This is a genomic window from Leclercia sp. GHBNCSD, from assembly GCF_055805075.1.
Window position 1 is genome coordinate 1 of record NZ_JBQVYO010000004.1, and the last position, 18,052, is coordinate 18,052.

The following is an 18,052-nucleotide window of genomic DNA, read 5'->3' on the forward strand; positions in this document are numbered from 1 at the left end:
CACAAATTGAATCATCAATAGCGCCCAAAAGTCCCATCAATAAAGGGATTCGCATTAATGAAAATATTTTGTGTACACTCATGGGTACACTTCAAGCGACAGTGCTACCCCTTCGCTTAGATTTTTCGGTCCAAAGGACAGAGTAGTACATCAATCAATCTTCCTTTCCACGCTACCATTTTTACTCCATGTGTACTTAGAAAGTGTTGGTTCAGTTGGTTCAGTTGGTTCAATTTGTAAAGATGCTTGTTTTTAAACGGGTTATTTCAAAAAAGTGAACCAACACACCCCAATTTTGAACCAACATAAAGAGGCCGTGAACCAACACACCGCCTGCTAACCGTTATTCATGCGGGAAAATTAGGGGGTAACCCACCAGCACAGGTCTTGTCTGATGCTGGTTTAGTGCTGATCACCTCGCGCGCCGTGGCGCTGGTTTGCTCCACCGCTAAACAGGCCCGGCCATCAATTGTCGGCACCGCTAGGCTAACACAGGCCCCTCACCTAGTGGCGGTTCAGTTCCCGCAGTTATACAGGGATGCTGGTGGGCGTAAAAGCCAAACTCCAGTTAGTAATCTACCTTCGCGCGCGTACTGGTCTCGAAACTCTTAACGCCTTCACAATCGGAAACCAGCCGGCCAGTGGAATACCTCACTGGCTGGCGCTGTTAAGCATGAAGTCTAAGCGTGAATTCCAACGGCTATGCGTTAAGTTGCCGCTCTGAAATAGCGCTTTCGGTGGCAACCTGCCTGGCAACCTCTCGTTTGGCAACCGGCGTTTTGCCGGAAACCAGGATGGAAACCACTCAGGTGGAAACCTAGCGCTCTGGTTACCAGAAGTGGTTACTGGTGCTGGTTACCCTCTGCAGGTATCCATCGCACACCTGCCGTTTTGGTGGATACCAGTGTGGATACCTCGCGTTTGCATACCGGGATGTACCTTTGCATTAGTTCAAAGCCAATCGTCCATCTGCCGCTGGTGGCGGGCCATCATAGCGAAACCCCTGCGCAAAAGTGTAAAGGGGAATAAAGGTAATACATCCCCGCAAACCCGGTAATGTTGATACGAGGAAATCTGTATGTTGGTGAGCGAATCAAAGGGCAGAATCCTGCCCTTTAAAGAGGATTTTTGTCCTGTTTAACATCGCCGTTTTGTCAGCCAATGCCGTTGGCTCTCAAACCGACATGACAACTTTTGACAGGTTCTAGACATGGGCAAAAGGGGGATTCCCCCACCTTTAGGTTAAGCCCTCCCCTTTCGCCGCATCGTTGGACAACCGTTGGACAAGCTGACGGGCGCACTCAAAGACAGCGCCGAGAGTGACTAGCTGAAAGATAGCCCGTTACCCTGGCTTTTTGCGCGTGACTATCAGTCATTCTCAAACTCTCATAACCCGGGAGTTTCCAGAGGACATTTTTGTCCTTTGGCGGATCAACTGGTTCGCACGCCATAACAGGCCAAAACCCTGCGAACCAAAGTGCGAACCTTCGCCGGGTCGTTTTGTTTAACCTGCTGTAGCGCTACCGTCAGGCCAAACTCTTGTTTCACCTGCTCCACCACCTTCGTTGGGGTGTCAAAGCAGGCTAAGGCCTGAACTATAAAGGCCTTAACCTCCGGTGATAATGCTGCCGTTGGTTACCTCCATAGCTAACTTAATATAACAATTAAGCCAGTTTTAGCATGCACGTCCCGCATGATCTGGCGATATCGAGGTGAGCGACCTCTGCTGGCGCATTGGCCGCACTGGATATTCATAAGGCCCTCCGCAACCATAACAATCCATAACAGGGTACTGCGCAGTCCCCTAGTTTTCCCTTACGGATAGCTGCGAAGTGCAGGCCCACATTACGCAGTCGCATATTAAGTTTTCTCAACCTCTCATGGGGTAAGGCAAAATGCGTGGTTTGCTGCGCAGTTAAGGAGGTTCTCGCTAGTGTAGTCATATGCGCGAATTCTTGACGGCTTATGATGCTGATTTGCTCTCTGCCCTGCGGTGGCGTGGCCTGCGGATGTTTGTCGCTTTATAATCCGTCAAATACAGTCAAAGTAATCTCCCCTTTACCGGCCGCTCCGGGTATCGCCAGATCGCAATGTCCCGTCACCGCCTCGAAAGTTCTCGGGCAATAGCGTCCATCATCTGCGGCTTCGCATCCTCGATACCTTTCTGCAGGAACTCTTTCTTTGCGGTGGAGCGTCTGAACGTCTGCGGGATATTCGGATCCTGGACGTAAATAGCGTAGTTGGCTGAATAGCCGATTCTGCCGGTGATGCGGCTGCCACTGGTCACGACTTCGCGATACTGGGAATTTATCAGTGTGCTGGTGTCGATCGGAGTATAGAGAGCTGCGACTATCGAAACTTCATGCAATGCCGATTGAATGGCACGAACAGCCCGCCGCCCGGCCACATCGTTTATCATATGGTAAATGTTGCGCCTGACCTTACTCATACCCCTGGCTTTGATGCCCATAATTCACCTCTCATTGGCGAGTACGCACTTAATAGGTGCTGTTTCGCTGCGTACCAATATGCGTACTGCCATTCTGCGTATCAGCGCCCGCCTGGCGCTTTTCCTCTAGCCAGCGACGGAATCCCTCTAACTGCCTCGCCTTTCCTTCTGGCGTCTTTGCGCCGGTGCTCTTACCGCCGTGTAATTTGCAGCGCCCAGAGGAGTAAAGCGCTGTCATTTTGCATGGGGTGCCTTTTCTGGTTATCGCGCCGCACGTCAGATCCCGGCAGGCATCCGGGAGCGGTATCAGCCCATCTAAATCTTCAGCCCACGCCCGGTATAGCTTCCGCTTCTCATCGTCAGTCATTAAAGCGCCTCTCGATGTCAACTTTTGTCACCCTCTCATGGGGTAGGCTGGTGGCTTGACCACCAGCTAATGGCGAAAATCTGATTACGTCAGCCGCCGGCTTGTGTTGAAGCCGTTGGTCAGCGCGTTGGAGAGCTTGCCTTTGCCGCTGGCGACGTCGCTGACGGCCATGGCATAGCCCTGCTGAGCGCCTCGCTTGACCGCGGCCTCGAGCATGGCAAGCGTCTGCTCAGTAGGATCTCCGTTAACCTGAATGACCGGGCTGTAATTGAACCCGCCGCCACCACCGCCAATATCGCGGTTACTGATGACGCGACCATTATCACCGGGGATCATGTACTGCTTACCGGTGCTGGCTTTGAAAATCTCAGGTTTGCCACCTTCGCCCACGCGGTACATGGCGTTAGGCGAAACCGGGCCACCGTGTTCGCGGGCACCGGCAACGGCCATTATCTTCGTTCCTGCCATTGCCGTGGTATATCCAGCCATTCCCGCCGTAGCCGCGCCACCAGATGTTGCGATACTTGCCGCCATCGCTGCTGGTGACCACGCAGAGAGAAGAGTTGTAGCCGCCGCTGTGCCCGCCAGCGTTGATGCCGCCAGCGCAGCCGTAGCCGCCGCCTGGTTCGCAGCTATTGCGCCGGTCTGCGCCGCCTGCCCCATCATTGCCGACATAACCCACTGCGTACCCATTTGCACGAGGCTGCTGACAACACCGTTAATTACCGATGTGCCGAGATTGGCGAACGCCTCAGACACGCTCTGTGTGCCATTCAACAGGCCGGTGAGCGCATTTGCTGCGCCGCTCTGGAGTGATTCGATGGACACTGCCAGCAACTCGTTAGCCATGGTTTGATTGCGGAAAATCTCCCACAGCGCGGCGATACGCTGCTGTTCATACTCGGTGTTTGCTGCGTTCGCCAGCTCAAGTCCGCGCTGGGTTATCTGTCCCTTTTGGGTTTCAAACTGCTGGATTAGGGCGAGCTCCTGAGCGTGCTGGTTTGCCAGCTGTTGGACGGGATCGATCTCCCCTTTAGCAGCCTGTTGCGGAGACGTCACCTGCTGGGCGCGGATTTTTGCCAGGTTAATCTGGTGCTGCTGCGCCAGTTGCTCAGACTGTTGATCGTGAGTTTTCTGGTCAATCATCTGACCATCCAGCTGGCGCTTGAGCTGCTCTCTGGCGTCCGTATAGGATTTGTTTTCCTTCCGTACCGGGTCATTGCTGATCGCGTCGTTCAGGTCTTTCTGGCGCTGCTGGGCATCAAATAGCGTGCCGGCCAGCTCGCTGACCTTCGCCTTTTGCGCATCGGTAGCTTTCGTACCCAGTGCGGCCACCGCATTATATTGCGCAGCCTCACGCGTATTGTCGTCATACCGCATTGTCAGGACTTCAATCTGTCTTTGCAGTGAGCTGATACTTTCATCACCGCGGGCAAAGGCGTTTTTAGGCGCTTTGTCCTGCTTTTGGCGGGCTTCGGCGATCTGCTTATCCAGTACCGCGGTTGCGTCTGCATACTTTTTATCATCCAGCAGGCCCTGGGCTTTGTACTGGCTCAGTTTCTCGCGTTGCTTTGTGAGCTTATCGACGAGTGTCTGTCCGGACTGGATGATCGCATTCGCGTTGTTCTCGGCAGTTTTCTTCTCGAGGTTGGTAATGTAGGCGGGCTTGGAGCCATCTGTCGGACCTGATGAAACCCTGCCCATATCCGTGTAGAGCTTCTTTGCCTGCTCAAGCGCGGCGATTTGCTCTTTAATATTGTCTACTTCAGCCTTTGTGCCTCCATCAGTGTAAATAGAGGCTTTAGATAAGGTGTTATAACGCGCCTCTGCCACTGCTAACTTTTTATTTAACGATTCCAACTGAGCATCTAAAGCGGTGATAGCATCAGAGTTTCCAGCAGTCACCGATATAGACATTGCTGTCTGATCCAGAAGTTTCGCCAGATAGCGCGACGCACCGATGGCATTGTCAATTTTCGATATCGCCACCCCAAACTGAGTTATCAGGGCATTGGTTGCCTGGGTTACGGTGCGGGGCATCGTTTCAAACTGCTGGTTAACCTCACCAGACTGCTTCTCAAGTGCCGCCAGAACTTCGCCAATGTCCAGTTTGCCAGCCAGCATCAGCTGCCGCAGTTGGTCGTAAGGGACACCCATCCCCGCAGCAATCTGACGGGCCAGCTCCGGCATTTGTTCCAGTACCGAGTTGAATTCTTCAGCCTGAATTCTTCCGGCAGCAACGGACTGCATGAACTGCCGGAGGGCGTTTGCCATTTCCTGGCTGGATGAGCCGCCAATCGTGCCAATCTTCTGCAGGGTCAGAACGAGCCGGTTAACGTCGCTGTTGGTAGCGCCTACGGTTTTCAGCGTTGCGGTGAGTTGCTGCCAGAGGTTCACTGTATCGCCTAGGCTGGCACCGGAAACGGAGGCTATATTCACCAGTTGCTGGAAACTTTTGGCCCCCTCCTCTGCGCCGGATGACAGGCGCGTAACCCGGGCCTGGAGTAACGTAAACTCTTCGGATACCTGCTGGAGTTTCATCAGCGCCTGGATGGAGATGTATCCTTTAACGGCTACGGCGAGGCGCGAAAAACCGCCGCCCAATTGATTCAGGCTACTGTCTAATTTATTCGCCGACTTCTCCGTTTTTTTAACGGAGTTATCAATTATCTTTAAGGCCTCATCAGCCTCGTGCGCCCCTGACAGGAGCTTTCTTACATCAGCATCAATATCGACATAGTAACTGCCAACCTTATCGTTCATAGCCACCTCAGTGTATGGTTTTATTTTTTGCGGCAATCTGTTTACGCAGTGAGATTTCCGTCATTTTATTTATTGCGCTGGTGCCATGTTCCGTAAGTTGATACTCAGGGCCATCGAGGGAGATTAAGTCGGCCAGCAGCCAGTAGGCTTTCTTCTCATCGGTACGACCGGTTTCTTTCTGCGAGGACAGAAGCGCATTGCCATACAGGCCCGCAGACAGAAGCCCCACCTCAATATTCCCCGTAAACCCATCAACAGTTAATTCATTGCTGCCCGTCGCTCTAATCAGGTCACGTACATACGTTTCGGCGATCACATCAGCCAGTCGTTGAAGTTGCTCCATCACTCACCCCGCTTGACAGACTCAAGCCCTTTGGCGACCAGCGCACGGGCAATGGCGTTAATGGTTGGGGCTAATCCGACTGGAGAGCTCTTACGTTGCTGCTCCTGCATCTCACGAATCGCCTGCATTTGCTGCCGGTCTAAGGCCACGGTCATCTGTTCTCTGCTCATTGTGTTACCCCTGATGTTTATACAGTCATCTTTATTGTAATTTACGCAACACAAATGGCAATCATTGCAGAAAATGAAATGAATGGGCGTAAAAAAAACCCCGCAATGCGGGGTCGTTGACGATGATGTTTATCAGGCGGGAATGTCTTTGCCACAATACCGGCACAAGATAGCTTCTTTTTTGACGTCTTCTGCGCAGTAGGGGCATTTTTTTAAATCAGTGCTCAATGAGTGGCCTGTTTCGATCCCTTTAGTATCCATGGTTGTTGCCTGGTTACCGCCTGGATTTGTGAAAGCCCAAACAAGCGCAGCAACCCACCCCAGAAAACTCCAGCCAAGTACGATATTAAGTACCCATATGGCCGTTGAGTTTTTATGCATCCTTGAGCTGGCAATCACTCCAGGCAGGAGATAGATCACAAGGCCAAACACCAAAATAATAATATGCCATCCAGACATTTTTCACCCCAATGAGAAATAAGCCACTAATCCTATCACCAACAAAAATTTTAATAATTGCGTTAGTGCATACCGTGTACATTACGTTATCTTTTCTCGTTGAACCAGCCATTATGTCGGCTGATCTCCGCGCTTACCCTTTAACCGAAACGCGCTTCCGTTGAGTTGCGTCAGCCCCATTCTGGTGTGTGTGGCACCAGCAGCCCGGCGTACATCCCCGAAGTCTTCGGCGCGTGCAGGAGGCAGCCTGGCACTGTCGATACAACGCCCCCGTCGCAGGGCCACCCACTCCCGGTCTTTCTCGTCAGCGCACTGCTCCAGTACGACCAGCCAGCGGGAAGCCGCCCGGCGGTACAGGCCTTTACCCTCCAGTTCTTCCGCCAGCACATCCCTCACCCGTTGAACTTCAGTCATGGTCTGTATCGCCTCCCACCAGGTTAAGCAGAATAGTGTCCATCTCATCCCTGCCCTCATGCCGCTCGCTCTGTAGCAGCCATTTCAGCACGTCCACCGCCTCGCGCTGGTGGCGTGGGCGCAGGGTTACCAGCTTGCCATCTAGCCAGTCCTCCCGGTCGCTAATTTCCTGTCTTTGATCTGCGCCGTATTGCCATCCCAGCTCCTTGCTGGCGGTGTGGCGCATCTTATACAGCCAGTCCCAGTATTCAAACTCGCGCACCACATCAGAAAGAGTGTGCGGATCTGGCAGGACATCGCAAAATCCGTCATGCGCTGCCTTACGGGCATCTTCGACTTCAAAGTAACGATCCGCGCCAGATATAGCGCCACTGGACGCCTCCTCTTCCGTCATGCCGAAGTCATCCCCCACCAGCAGCGCCGACTGTTCAATCAGCAGTTCTGCTGCCACCGGCTCCATCGCGGCATCATAGCTGCCGTAGTGCGCTCTTACCTGACGGGCACTGTCGATATTGCTTCTGGCCCGGTTGAGGAAGTGCTGCGGGTTATCCATAAACATCGTGCCGAACGCCACGTTGAGCAGGTCTGTGCCATTGAGCACAAGCCAGTCCCGGTACCGCTTCTCTGCTTCCTTCGGTTTGATGGTCAGCTTCTGCAGGGCTTCCTCGGCGGCGGCCAGGTGCGCCGGTTCGTTCAGTTTTATCACCTCCAGTACCCAGAGATAAGCGTCGGTTTGCTTATGCCCGGTCACCACTTCCTGCGGCGGCAGCGGCTTCACCGTCGCCAGTTCGCTGCTGTGAACCGGGGCCGGGATGGTAAACAGCGCTACGTGGGCCGGGTTATCATCAAAGAGGCCGCTACGCTTACAGACGGCGCGCACCGTAGTGGTTTTGATTCCCAATTCACCGGAGATGCGGCCGTATCCCAGGCCGCGGCGTTTGAGGCGGATGATCTCCGCTTTTTGTTCAGGCGTCAGGCGCATGGTCACCCCTTACCGTGATCTTACTGTTCATGGCAGAGAGGTTTTCTCGCGCCAGTCGTTGCTGCTCCGGCGTCACCTCTCCGACCGGTTCCCCCGCGAGGTTATAACGCGCTCCGCCTGCGATCAGTGCTTTCAGATAGATTGCGCGCCGGGTGTACATCGCAACGGCGGCCCGGATCTTGCCCGCCCCGGTAATGCCCCGGGCGCACATATCGGCTGATATCATTTCGGCGGTGCCAATTGCCAGCGGGCGTGGTGCGTCCAGGTTAAAAGCTGCAGGCCAGTGAGTGATCAGCAGATCAAGCTTTTTGCGGTTGTGCCGACTGCTCTTTGTGCCTGTGGTTGTGCCAGAGCCTGCATGAGCGGTTTTCTCTGCTGTTGTCGTGCTAGCGGATGGTTTTGCCGCTGCGCCTGTTGTGGCGCGTTTCAGGCTTAATACGGGCCGTTTATGTTCTGTCATTTTCTGCATCCTCAGAATGGTGCGTGATCGTCATAAGGCGGGGTCTGGTCGTAATCTTCGTATCCCTGCACTGGTGGACGCTGCTCCTGCGAACGGCGTAGCGCGTCGGTTGCCTGCCCCTGCTGGCCTTTCTTCCCGCCCGGGCGCGCCGTTCTGGCGCTGATCACGCTGTCGGCGATCACCTGATACCCGGTCTGTGTGCCACCGTCGTTACCTGTCCACTGGTTCACCTGCATATTGCCCGCCACGCTGACCATGTCGCCCTTCTGATGCTTCGCCAGCGCCTCGGCCTGTCTGCCGAAAGCAGTAATCGCCAGCCAGAAGGTGGCCTCTCCGTTCTCTGCTTTCTGGCATGGCAGCGTCACCGCCATGCGGGTAAATGCCATCGGTTTATCGTTGCTGGTCGTGCGGCTCTGCACATCCGCCACCAGCCGACCGTATGCTGAAATTTGTGCTGTCATCGTCTTTTACCTGTCTGTTATGCTGAAATCCGGGGTTTGTGTTGGTTCAAAAAGGGCATTTGTTGGTTCAGTGTTGGTTCAATTTTTTAGCATGAATCCTTAAATAACAGTCACATAAAAACACTGAACCAACTGAACCAACTGAACCAACACTAAAACTACGCACATGAGAGAGTTACTTACTCTGGCTGGCTCCCCTCCGGTTGATACTGAATCACGTAAACATTGATTTGCCTGCCATCAATGCGCGGAGACTTGCGCTGGTACCCACGGCCTGTATTTGGCGGGGTCAGCATGCCGGCATTTTTCAGCACCTCAGCAAACATCTTCGCGTTGAAACCCTGCGCTATCTCTTTTTCAAAAGCGGCCGGGAAGGTGTAGAACACCACCGGGTCAGCGTCATGCCCGCCTTTCTGGCGGTACCCTGCCAGGTTGGCAATGGGCAGGCTTCCCGGGTCATACGGGAATGGTGCGAACCGGCTAAGCCCGTGAGCATTGAGGAATGCTTCGGTCTGCTCGATGATTTGCTGATGCTCTTTATTCCCGGTACCGAATTCCCGGATCCAGGCATTAAAGCTGTACTGAATCGCATCACGGCAGGTCTGCTCATCCCACCCGGTGATCACCCGCCCCGCCATTAGCGCCGCCTCCAGAATGGCGAAACGCGCTCCCACGCGATGAACCTGCTCGCCGTAGTCAGCCGGAATAATCCCGCGCCAGCGGGCCTCCGCCTCACGCACAGCGTTAACAGCCTCCTGCTGGTGATCAGCCAGCCACTGAACCCATGCGCGGCCAGCAGCGCCATGGTGGCTCTGATACGCATCTTTCAACGCATCGGCGTGGTGCTTACCGCTTTCATGGCCGTGAAAGCGAATCGCCTTACTCAGTGGGATATTGAGCAGGCGCACCAGTTGCCCGGCCTTTGCCTTGCGTCCGGCACCAGCAATGAATGTCTCGAGATCCACCTCTCCGGTGCTGATGGCAACAGTGCGCCAGCGCTTCAGCTCGCGGTTACCGCCCTCTTTGGCTCCCTGCAGTTTCCCGGTACCGTTGAACAGCGCATAAGCCGACTTATAGACCTCCACCGGATCCGCACCCTGGCCGATTTCATCCAGGGGCATCAGTGCGTCATTGTGTGCGGCGGCTTCGTTTGCCAGCCCCAGCGCCGTGCCGTACCACGTCAGACGCAGCACATCAGGATTGCCATACAGGCTGGCCGCCACGTTAGCCGTGGTGGTCTTACCGGCGCTCGACTGCTCGTAGAAATGGATCCCGAACCCGTCAGCTCCGGCGAGGCCAATCAGCGGGGCCGCCAGCGCCGCCGCAATACCCGTCATCATGGAGTAGTTACCCCCGGCCAGATGCGCCACGCTGTCACGCCAGCTCTCAGCCGTACCGCTGGTGGTGTAACCTGACGCCGCGGAGCTGCGGCCATTAAACAGCACCGGTATTTCAGGGGTTCCGATAATGTCACCGTCAGGCATCAGATATGCGCCGCACTGCCAGCCTGTAGCCTGGGCAATACGCCAGATATCCCCTCTGTGGGCCTGACTCTGTAGCCAGTCCGCCAGGGTCGCACGCAGACCGCTTTTGGTGGTCACATACAGCCCGCCCGCTTTGAGAGTGCGCCATCCCTCCCTTTCGCCAATATCTGCCAGGGGGATCGCCTGCGTCGTCTCTTCCTTTGCGCCCAGCGCCCGCCAGCGCAATACCAGATAACGCGTTCTGTTATCGTCGATACCTACCCCAACCACATCCAGAGCGGAGCAAAGCAGGCTCTCAACCTCGGTGACCTCCCCGCCCTTTTCTTTTGGCTCCACCCAGTAAAGGCCATTGCGGCGGCTGTCCACATATGGCTTCTGCGGATTACGTTTCTGGCTGGCATGAGAGCCGATCTCAATGACTTCTGCTGGCGCAGTCACTTCTTCTCCTTGCGGCAGGTACAGCGAATCGTTAAAAGCGGCGCTGGCGTTCTCCAGCCCGTGCTGCTGGTGGTAGTCGTTCCAGTCGGCTTTGTGATCGCCAGGCGGCAGCGCCACGCTGCCATTAACAGCGGCAGCTGCTTTCTCAGCGGCCTCTCTACCCGTATTGGGCTCATCCGGCTTGATATCGTTGTCGGCGACAATAATGATATGCGCCTGCGGATACTGCTGGCGCATCACCTTGGCTACGGGCAGCAGGTTACCGGCGTCAATGGCGACCACCGCCAGCGCATCAGGGCGCATCAGATGAGCAGACAGGACGGTTGCTAGCCCTTCGGCAATAATCACCGTTTCCGGTGATTCACCGGAATTAACCACGCAGAAAGAGCCTTTCTTCGCCGAACCGGTAAGCAGACGCTTTTCACCATCTGCCGTTATGGTCTGCGCGGCCACCGTGTCGCCGGCCTCATTCACCAGCACCAGCAGCAGCGCCCCATCAGGCAGAACAGGAAACGTAAAGCCCGGCAGGCCCTTGCCAGCCAGATACGCCGGTTCACCCGGCTGCGCCTGCGCCGTCAGCGCCATAAGCTTCGCAGTGAAGCGGGTAGCGCGCGCCGCCCGTTCTTCTTCCTGCTTCTGCGCCAGCACCGCCCGGCGGTCGGCCTGTGACTGTTGCTGAAGGTCACCGCCCTGACTGGATGGCTCGCGCATGCCATGCACATTCATGCCCAGCGCATCGGCCACCAGTTGCGCGGCCCGGGTGGCGTCGCAGTTGTTCACCTTCTTCACCAGCTCCAGCCCGTCACCAGCACCACAGGAGTTACAGAAGTGCGCGCCTCGACCGTCGTCGTCAAACCGGAAGCGATCTTTGCCGCCGCACGCAGGGCATGCGGTGTGCTTCCTGGGGGAATCAGGCACGTCAATATTCAGGCCAGCCAGGACAAAAGGCCACTGACCAGCCGCGGCGTGCGTCACCTCATGGATAAGGTCGATATTACGCATTACCCCTCCCGGCTACGGTCGCACCCATATCAGCAGTCATGCTTTGCCAGATCTCAATACCGGCAGGCGTCAGGCCGCCAGCATTTACGCAGCGACCAAGCAGCTCAATGCCGATGCCCTCCCACTGTCCGTGCTGGTAATGCTCCTTTAGCGCCTCCAGCGCGTAGCCGTCGATTAAGTCCCGGACGCCTTTAACGCCACCGGCAATCTCAACACGTATGGGCTGGCTGCCTGCGTCAATCATGAAGTGCCCGCCGCTGGTGGTGGTAATGTGCTGGTACAGTGCCGCTACGTACTGGTTTGCCAGCGCATTCAGACAGAAATTTTTGGTGATCATATTGCCTCCCTTAGTGCGCTGTCGGTGCTGCTGGCATGCCTTCGGTACGCAGCATTTCAATAAATCCATCGTGAAGCATTGTCAGCCCTTCACGCCCCATCTGAGATAGACGCAGCGCCCCGCCATGGGAGTCGACCTCGGTCATGCCCTGATACATCTTCACAGCCAGTGGCAGGCCTGTTTCCACTCCGTATTTTTCTATCGCCAGCGCCTCGATATGGCTCGCCAGTGAGAACCGTTCTGGCGCTGGATAGACGCAGATACTCCCCTGCTGTCCTGCATAGATAACCGCCCGATCAGTCCCGCCATCCTCGTTAGCCACATCTACGGTGCCGTTGGCACGTTGCTGCTCACAGATAAACAGGCAGGCCACAATCCAGCGCCATATAAGCGCCATTTGTTCGTCTGTCGGTCTGAACCAGCCACGGGTTTCACCAAGCTGGATCTCCGCTGCTACGCGCAAGCCGTCACTCAGCGAGGCATCAAAGCGCCCGGCATCAAGCTGACGCATCGCGGTTGCATAGCCCACCAGCCGGTTATCAAGCCGGATACCATCTGGCGTGGCTTCAACACTGATAAAGCCTGAATTCCCTGGCTTTTCAGGAAATGACAGAACGTTGCTCATTCCTTACCCTCCCGGTGTTCGCGCATCACGTAATCAGCGAGCTGGGACTCTGCCTCTTCCATTGCCTCCGGGACGCCATGCAACAGCGTGAGGACGGAACCGATAAGACGCGACAGATCGGGGTGGGAGTCTTTTGTGGTGCTTTCCAGCCACATAGATAAAACAGCCTGTGCCTGCTCTACCTGGCAGGTGGCATCGATCAGCTGTAAATGGCTCATACATCACCCTCCGCATCAATGCGTGTTATATCAACCAGGGTCAGCACTTTATCCAGCCAGCAATAAAGCTCTTGGCCCTTTTCTTTATCGAGAGAGGGAAGAAGTTCAGTCATGATGTAAACCAGCCCGGCACGGGTGCGGGTCATGCGCTCAACGGTTCGATTTGCTTGAGTGGATGTGGCGGAATAACTATGCAAACGGCCAAGCATGGCTTCGGCCGCTAAATCTGCCGGATGGCGATAAAGGATATCGATCTTCATGCTTCGCCCTCCAGAATCGCCAGGTCAGCGCGAGCTTTATTAACCAGCCCTGAACAGGCATCAATGGCGTCAGAAATATCGCAGGACTCCATGTTGTCAGCAGAATGGCTGATGGCAATCAGTACGGCAGAAGCCTGCTCAATACATTTCATGGCATCCGCAATGCGGGCTTTATGCGAAGGCTTAGTCATGGGCCACCTCCGGCAATGCGTGACCTTCCAGCAGAGTGTGTAAGTCGCGGGCGTACACTTCGAAGAGAGAAATGAGGGCAGCCAGGTATTCATCCCGGCTGTCAGCGTTACCTTTCAGCACTTCATCCATCAGCAATGCCAGAGAAATGAGGTTGGCCGAACGTTCTATAGGGTCGACTGGGAGATCGTAGGTCTTAATCATGGCGCGCCCCCTGCACAGAGATGCGGCCAGCAAAGAAACAGACGTGATCACGCACCAGAGAGCGACGAGCATCACGCTCAGTCGCAGCAGCAACATGGTGGAGAACAGGCTTGATTGTCGGACAATCGCGGCGAATTGCGGCAATAATCCAGATGAATTGCGGATTTTGGGTAGGGGTAGTAGCCAACATTTGGCAGCCTCCTTGTACTGGGAATAAATCCCATCACCGGAGCTGCGAAACTCACTGGTGATGAGCTGGACAGGGTTCGCAGTACCGGCGTACAAGGAAACCGGCCAGCCTTTCGGCTGCCCCATCCAGCCCACCATAATTTTGTGAGAGACGCGGATTATAACCACATCACCAAAAAAAGTGTGAGCCAAACCTTCGACACAAAAAAAGACGCTCGGCGCGTCATGTGTCGCCTTGTACATTTCCGGGCTGCGAAACCCGGTACCAGATTTTGCTGGTACGCTATAACCATAAACCTGGTTAGGGATGAACGGCAAGCCCTTTTTGTGCAGAGGGTGCAAAACTTGATTCAGAGCATTTTTAAGCATGGCCTACCCCCAGAGTGGTGTTGCCGCTCATAAGGCTGGCGAACGCCTCCATGCGCTTAGCCACCTCTCTCACAGCATCTGTCGGGGTCATGCCGCTGTTAATCGCTTCCTGGAATGCGGCCTGCTCAATCTTCTGCATAACAATCAATACGCCCAATTGCTGCGCATCTGCTGAGCCGCGTTCGCCATCTGACAGGCCAGCTACGCGGTTTTCAGCACGCGCCAGATTGATGTAGTGGTGACGCTGCGCGCCCAGTGCTTTAAGACCGTCACGGCTTTCGTGATAACCGGGCAGATATTCACGCCGTACCGGCTGGGTGGCACGACGACCGGTGAATGCCTTAGTGACATCCAGCTTGAACTGGTTAATACGCTCAGGGTCACGCCCACGGATGATACGCAGCAGATAGTCGAGCTGGGGCTCATTCAGCAGATAGCTGATCTCAGGACGCCCACGTTTGCGCCCGGATTTTCCCGATTTCAAATCGGGTAATTCTTTGAGTGACTGACGGGGCAGCGATCCCAGCTCACGTAATCTGCCCTGATGCGATTTAATCGTTGCCCCCAGGCTTTCATGCTGTATTCCGGCTCGCTCTGAAATGACGCGGGAATCAATGCGCGGCTCGGATTTATGATTAATTAAAATGTCATTCTGGCTGGCTGCAGGGTGAGCGAGGCCCTGACCGATAAAGGTCATATTATTTTTCATCAGGATTTTCCTTATTCGGCGGCGTTGTCCGGGTACAGTTTCAGAATATCGTCAACATCCAGCTGATTGAGGGGCTGGTGGCCGTTAGTCGCTGCGCTGGCATTAACGAGAGTGATCACCTTCTGCACGTCGGCGCGCTTAATGAAGCGGTAGCGGTAGTGGCTGCCAATGCCATCAGGGTTAGGCTCGTCGATGCGTTCAAACTGGATATCGAGGCGTCTTTCGAGGTCCGACAAATAATTGCGGCCAGAGGAAAGGCGGCAATAACGCAGGATCTCATTTTCAGTGATGCCGGCTGCGCCAGAGCGAAGGATAAGGACACGCGCTTTATGCTTTTTGGGCACTGGTTTTGTGGTGCGCTGCTGGTTATCATTAGAACCAGCAACTTCCAATTGCGCAGGTGCATGGTTCAGTTCGATATGACGCTCGGTGGCACGAGCGTTTTTTATTTCCATCAGGCCACCTTCCCGCGGCGTTCTGCCAGCCAGTTATTAATTTCCACAGCGTCAAATGCGGTAACGCTATCGCTAAGCTTAATTGGGCGAGGCAGCTTGCCGTTCTTCACCCAGCGATCAATGGTAGGCATGGATACGCCCAGCAGCTCTGGCATGCGAAAGCGGCGAATGTATCCCGAGGTAGGTATGGCTGATGATGCCGTTTGAGAGGTATTCATAGCCCCGTAACTCCTGTGATAGTTGGTGTTACGGGGATTAAAGTAAATATCATCAATGAAGTGAACGACACTAAAAATTAGCATCATGAGACTACTTTTTAGTATCAACTACCTTAGGTTTCCCAGCGGTGGTTCGTTCACTTGGAATGCGACCCATATCAGAAATGATTTTTGTGAGAAAATCAGCTGAAGGTTGAGAGTATCCAGCGCCAACAGAATGCCAGTGGTCTAACGTTGCTGCGGCCCAGGCATCGTTCGTTTCAATACCACTGCCGTTTTTACATTCTTCAGGGTAGGTTCTCTTCGTATAAATAAGTGCCATCAGGCAGTTTTCACGATTCTGGCTGAAACGCTTAGCATTCCCGTGTTCTTGGGCTGTAATCTCTATTTTGCTAATCGCCGTTTGGGGCGTCTTCAGTCTTGGGGTAATTGCCGTACAATTTTCCATGCATTCTCTGATGTGAAGAAGCCAGGCCCTTGAAATATACAAATCATTCGCTGTGAGTATCTGCTCGCTCTGTCGCATAATGTCTTTTTTTGCGGCTTCTTGATCTGGAAAGATATCCTCTGGCAAATCAAATTCATGCGCACATGAAAGCATTATCATTTCAATATAGTTAAAGTTATCGAAATCTACATTGTCGTATGAGGGTGTGAGAAATAACCCCATAACACCTGAACCATACTGTAAAATTTGACCTACCGTTCCTCTATTGATATGCCACAGCCCTGACGCAAGCCCCGTACTTTGAAGGCCCCCATGGATTTCTTTTTGCTGCCCTTCATATAAATGTGGATCAAAATAATAAAACTCTGAATTCTCTAGACATTCAGGGTCGAAGGAGTCGTTATAAATAACATCTCCATGTTTATCGACGTGTTGAACATGCACAGAAGGTAACCCTTCCAGAATCACGCCAAGATGGATAGCTCCCGTAAAGCCCATATGCAACAAATCCTCAACCTCGATTTCAAGTAAAGCGGCAGCTCTAGAAAGAGGAAAATAAGTATTTGGCGGTATCATCTTCATAATGCGGTCCGTTAATTAGATTTCTTAATAGGGGTCACGTTGTAATCTTCACCGCTCTCCAGCGCCACCAGCAGATCAGCCCACAGAGCCAGCGCGGCCTTCCGCTCATTGAAATACTGATGCCGGTTATAGACACCCTCTACCCCTGGTATTTTATGGTTAAGGCATCTCTCCGCGATGATCGGATCCACGCCAAGGGCTGCCAGATGCGTTCTGGCTGTGCGTCGGAAGTCATGCACACTGAATGATTCAACATCCGGCATGACTGCCAGTATGTGTGGAAAGGCGGTGTTAAGCACTGAACTGCTGACGTGCGCTGTAAGGCGCAGTTTTCTGGCTGGCAATAACCACTTACTACCGCAGGATAAGGCTTTCAACTCCTTCAGCCAGCCAATTACCGGCTCGGCCAATGGGATATCTATTTCCTCCCCTGTCTTAGTTCTCTCGCCAGGAAGATGCCAGACCGCGTTATCGAGATCGAACTCATTCACCAGTGCTGCGCAGAGCTCCATTTTCCTTACACAAAGCGCAAGCAGTAGCTTAACGGTCAGTTCATTCTCTCTGGTAAATGCTTTAACGTGGTGCATGGCATCAAACAGGCGTGCCAGTTCAGTACGAGTCAGGAATCGCTTTCTGCTCTCTTCTTTTCCGCCTGCATCCTTTGCCGTGAACGGCATGGCCGGGTTCACTTCAATCAGGCCGCGAACAACTGCGAAGTCAAAAATCTTCTTCATCATGCGCAGCACGTCGTTCGCCACAGTCAAAGCGCCACGGTCACGCACCGATCGTAAAACATCATCAACATGCCGAGGTTTTACGTCCTCAACTTTCATGCTGCCAATCAAGGCACCAATGTTGGAGTCAGCGACTTTTTTATAAATCTGGGGGTTCTTGAATGAGGGGAGGATATGGCGAGCATAGAAGTCATTAATTAGATCCTGGACACGGACAGCACTCTTATCTGCTTCTATCCTTGCGACAGCATCAGCCTTGCGCTGCTGCTTTTCCCCGGCGACATCAAAACCCAAAGCTACACGAGCCGAAAGCTCCTTAGCTGCTTCTCGTGCTTTAGCAAGACTCAGATCAGCATACGAACCGATAACCATCGCCCGGGCCTTTCCAGCAATCTTGTACCTGAACCGCCACACAGGAACTCGGTCAACTTCGCGGTAACGCAAATAAAGCCCATTCCCATCAGAGCGGCCCTCAAATCGTTCGCCTGCCCTCACCCATGCTTTGATCTGCATATCAGTTAGTTTTGCCATATCCACCCACCAGCGTGTACCCAATCATTGAAAGTGACCCAATGGCTTTTTTGGTTACACCTTTGGGTACACACTGATTATGCGCTCTCTTGATATCGGATGATAGCTGGTGACACTAAAAAACCCCCATATAGCGGGCTTTATGGAAGATGGTGACTGCTGGTGATTTTTCGTGACGCTTAACTCCACATT

Annotated in this window: 22 protein-coding genes and 2 pseudogenes; all 24 read right to left on the minus strand. The window is 54.0% G+C overall.

Annotation, left to right across the window (positions count from 1 at the left end; all coding sequences use genetic code 11):
• Positions 1 to 1,485: 1,485 nt before the first annotated feature.
• Positions 1,486 to 1,629: pseudogene (locus ACT3IC_RS23265) on the minus strand (DUF2280 domain-containing protein); the annotation flags it as partial.
• A gap of 35 nt (positions 1,630 to 1,664) precedes the next feature.
• A pseudogene (locus ACT3IC_RS23270) lies at positions 1,665 to 1,742 on the minus strand (putative metallopeptidase); the annotation flags it as partial.
• 356 nt (positions 1,743 to 2,098) lie between these two features.
• Positions 2,099 to 2,470, minus strand: coding sequence for a hypothetical protein (locus tag ACT3IC_RS23275; protein WP_473479797.1), 372 nt, complete (start codon positions 2,468 to 2,470; stop codon positions 2,099 to 2,101).
• 28 nt (positions 2,471 to 2,498) lie between these two features.
• Complete coding sequence (locus tag ACT3IC_RS23280; RefSeq protein ID WP_473479799.1) at positions 2,499 to 2,816, minus strand: HGGxSTG domain-containing protein; 318 nt, start codon at positions 2,814 to 2,816, stop codon at positions 2,499 to 2,501.
• 84 nt (positions 2,817 to 2,900) lie between these two features.
• Positions 2,901 to 5,579, minus strand: coding sequence for a tape measure protein (locus tag ACT3IC_RS23285; protein WP_473479802.1), 2,679 nt, complete (start codon positions 5,577 to 5,579; stop codon positions 2,901 to 2,903).
• 7 nt (positions 5,580 to 5,586) lie between these two features.
• On the minus strand, positions 5,587 to 5,922 hold the full coding sequence (locus tag ACT3IC_RS23290; protein ID WP_063160361.1) for a hypothetical protein: 336 nt from the start codon (positions 5,920 to 5,922) through the stop codon (positions 5,587 to 5,589).
• Positions 5,922 to 6,092: a hypothetical protein gene (locus ACT3IC_RS23295; protein ID WP_032616703.1), complete on the minus strand. Its 171-nt coding sequence runs from the start codon at positions 6,090 to 6,092 to the stop codon at positions 5,922 to 5,924. The genes ACT3IC_RS23290 and ACT3IC_RS23295 overlap by 1 nt, the downstream gene beginning before the upstream one ends.
• Positions 6,093 to 6,224: 132 nt before the next feature.
• Positions 6,225 to 6,551 (minus strand): superinfection immunity protein, encoded by a 327-nt coding sequence (locus tag ACT3IC_RS23300; RefSeq protein ID WP_473479807.1) that lies wholly within the window; start codon positions 6,549 to 6,551, stop codon positions 6,225 to 6,227.
• A gap of 111 nt (positions 6,552 to 6,662) precedes the next feature.
• Positions 6,663 to 6,965 (minus strand): PerC family transcriptional regulator, encoded by a 303-nt coding sequence (locus ACT3IC_RS23305; RefSeq protein WP_248194050.1) that lies wholly within the window; start codon positions 6,963 to 6,965, stop codon positions 6,663 to 6,665.
• Positions 6,958 to 7,947, minus strand: a complete 990-nt coding sequence (locus ACT3IC_RS23310; RefSeq protein ID WP_473479810.1) for a helix-turn-helix domain-containing protein — start codon at positions 7,945 to 7,947, stop codon at positions 6,958 to 6,960. Before ACT3IC_RS23310 ends, ACT3IC_RS23305 begins: the two co-directional genes overlap by 8 nt.
• The gene (locus ACT3IC_RS23315) at positions 7,931 to 8,407 is read right to left on the minus strand and encodes a ProQ/FINO family protein (RefSeq protein WP_473479814.1); all 477 of its coding nucleotides are present in this window, start codon (positions 8,405 to 8,407) and stop codon (positions 7,931 to 7,933) included. Before ACT3IC_RS23315 ends, ACT3IC_RS23310 begins: the two co-directional genes overlap by 17 nt.
• An 11-nt stretch (positions 8,408 to 8,418) precedes the next feature.
• Positions 8,419 to 8,868, minus strand: coding sequence for a single-stranded DNA-binding protein (locus tag ACT3IC_RS23320; protein ID WP_473479817.1), 450 nt, complete (start codon positions 8,866 to 8,868; stop codon positions 8,419 to 8,421).
• Positions 8,869 to 9,047: 179 nt separating this feature from the next.
• Entirely contained in the window at positions 9,048 to 11,792 is a 2,745-nt protein-coding gene (locus ACT3IC_RS23325; RefSeq protein WP_473479819.1) for a DUF927 domain-containing protein, read from the minus strand.
• The gene (locus ACT3IC_RS23330; protein ID WP_473479821.1) at positions 11,785 to 12,129 is read right to left on the minus strand and encodes a hypothetical protein; all 345 of its coding nucleotides are present in this window, start codon (positions 12,127 to 12,129) and stop codon (positions 11,785 to 11,787) included. The genes ACT3IC_RS23325 and ACT3IC_RS23330 overlap by 8 nt, the downstream gene beginning before the upstream one ends.
• Positions 12,130 to 12,139: 10 nt before the next feature.
• Positions 12,140 to 12,661, minus strand: a complete 522-nt coding sequence (locus ACT3IC_RS23335; protein WP_473479843.1) for a hypothetical protein — start codon at positions 12,659 to 12,661, stop codon at positions 12,140 to 12,142.
• Positions 12,662 to 12,750: 89 nt separating this feature from the next.
• Positions 12,751 to 12,972: a hypothetical protein gene (locus ACT3IC_RS23340; RefSeq protein WP_473479825.1), complete on the minus strand. Its 222-nt coding sequence runs from the start codon at positions 12,970 to 12,972 to the stop codon at positions 12,751 to 12,753.
• Positions 12,969 to 13,232: a nicotinic acetylcholine receptor subunit beta gene (locus ACT3IC_RS23345; protein WP_473479827.1), complete on the minus strand. Its 264-nt coding sequence runs from the start codon at positions 13,230 to 13,232 to the stop codon at positions 12,969 to 12,971. Before ACT3IC_RS23345 ends, ACT3IC_RS23340 begins: the two co-directional genes overlap by 4 nt.
• Complete coding sequence (locus tag ACT3IC_RS23350) at positions 13,229 to 13,423, minus strand: hypothetical protein (RefSeq protein WP_473479829.1); 195 nt, start codon at positions 13,421 to 13,423, stop codon at positions 13,229 to 13,231. Before ACT3IC_RS23350 ends, ACT3IC_RS23345 begins: the two co-directional genes overlap by 4 nt.
• Positions 13,416 to 14,183 (minus strand): ash family protein, encoded by a 768-nt coding sequence (locus ACT3IC_RS23355; protein WP_473479832.1) that lies wholly within the window; start codon positions 14,181 to 14,183, stop codon positions 13,416 to 13,418. Before ACT3IC_RS23355 ends, ACT3IC_RS23350 begins: the two co-directional genes overlap by 8 nt.
• The gene (locus ACT3IC_RS23360; RefSeq protein WP_473479846.1) at positions 14,176 to 14,895 is read right to left on the minus strand and encodes a Rha family transcriptional regulator; all 720 of its coding nucleotides are present in this window, start codon (positions 14,893 to 14,895) and stop codon (positions 14,176 to 14,178) included. The genes ACT3IC_RS23355 and ACT3IC_RS23360 overlap by 8 nt, the downstream gene beginning before the upstream one ends.
• An 8-nt stretch (positions 14,896 to 14,903) precedes the next feature.
• Positions 14,904 to 15,347, minus strand: coding sequence for a hypothetical protein (locus tag ACT3IC_RS23365; protein WP_473479835.1), 444 nt, complete (start codon positions 15,345 to 15,347; stop codon positions 14,904 to 14,906).
• On the minus strand, positions 15,347 to 15,565 hold the full coding sequence (locus tag ACT3IC_RS23370) for a helix-turn-helix transcriptional regulator (RefSeq protein WP_441121951.1): 219 nt from the start codon (positions 15,563 to 15,565) through the stop codon (positions 15,347 to 15,349). The genes ACT3IC_RS23365 and ACT3IC_RS23370 overlap by 1 nt, the downstream gene beginning before the upstream one ends.
• A 91-nt stretch (positions 15,566 to 15,656) precedes the next feature.
• A complete protein-coding gene (locus tag ACT3IC_RS23375) occupies positions 15,657 to 16,595 on the minus strand; it encodes a hypothetical protein (RefSeq protein WP_473479837.1) in 939 nt (312 codons plus the stop codon).
• A gap of 11 nt (positions 16,596 to 16,606) precedes the next feature.
• Complete coding sequence (locus ACT3IC_RS23380) at positions 16,607 to 17,860, minus strand: tyrosine-type recombinase/integrase (RefSeq protein ID WP_473479840.1); 1,254 nt, start codon at positions 17,858 to 17,860, stop codon at positions 16,607 to 16,609.
• Positions 17,861 to 18,052 lie beyond the last annotated feature (192 nt).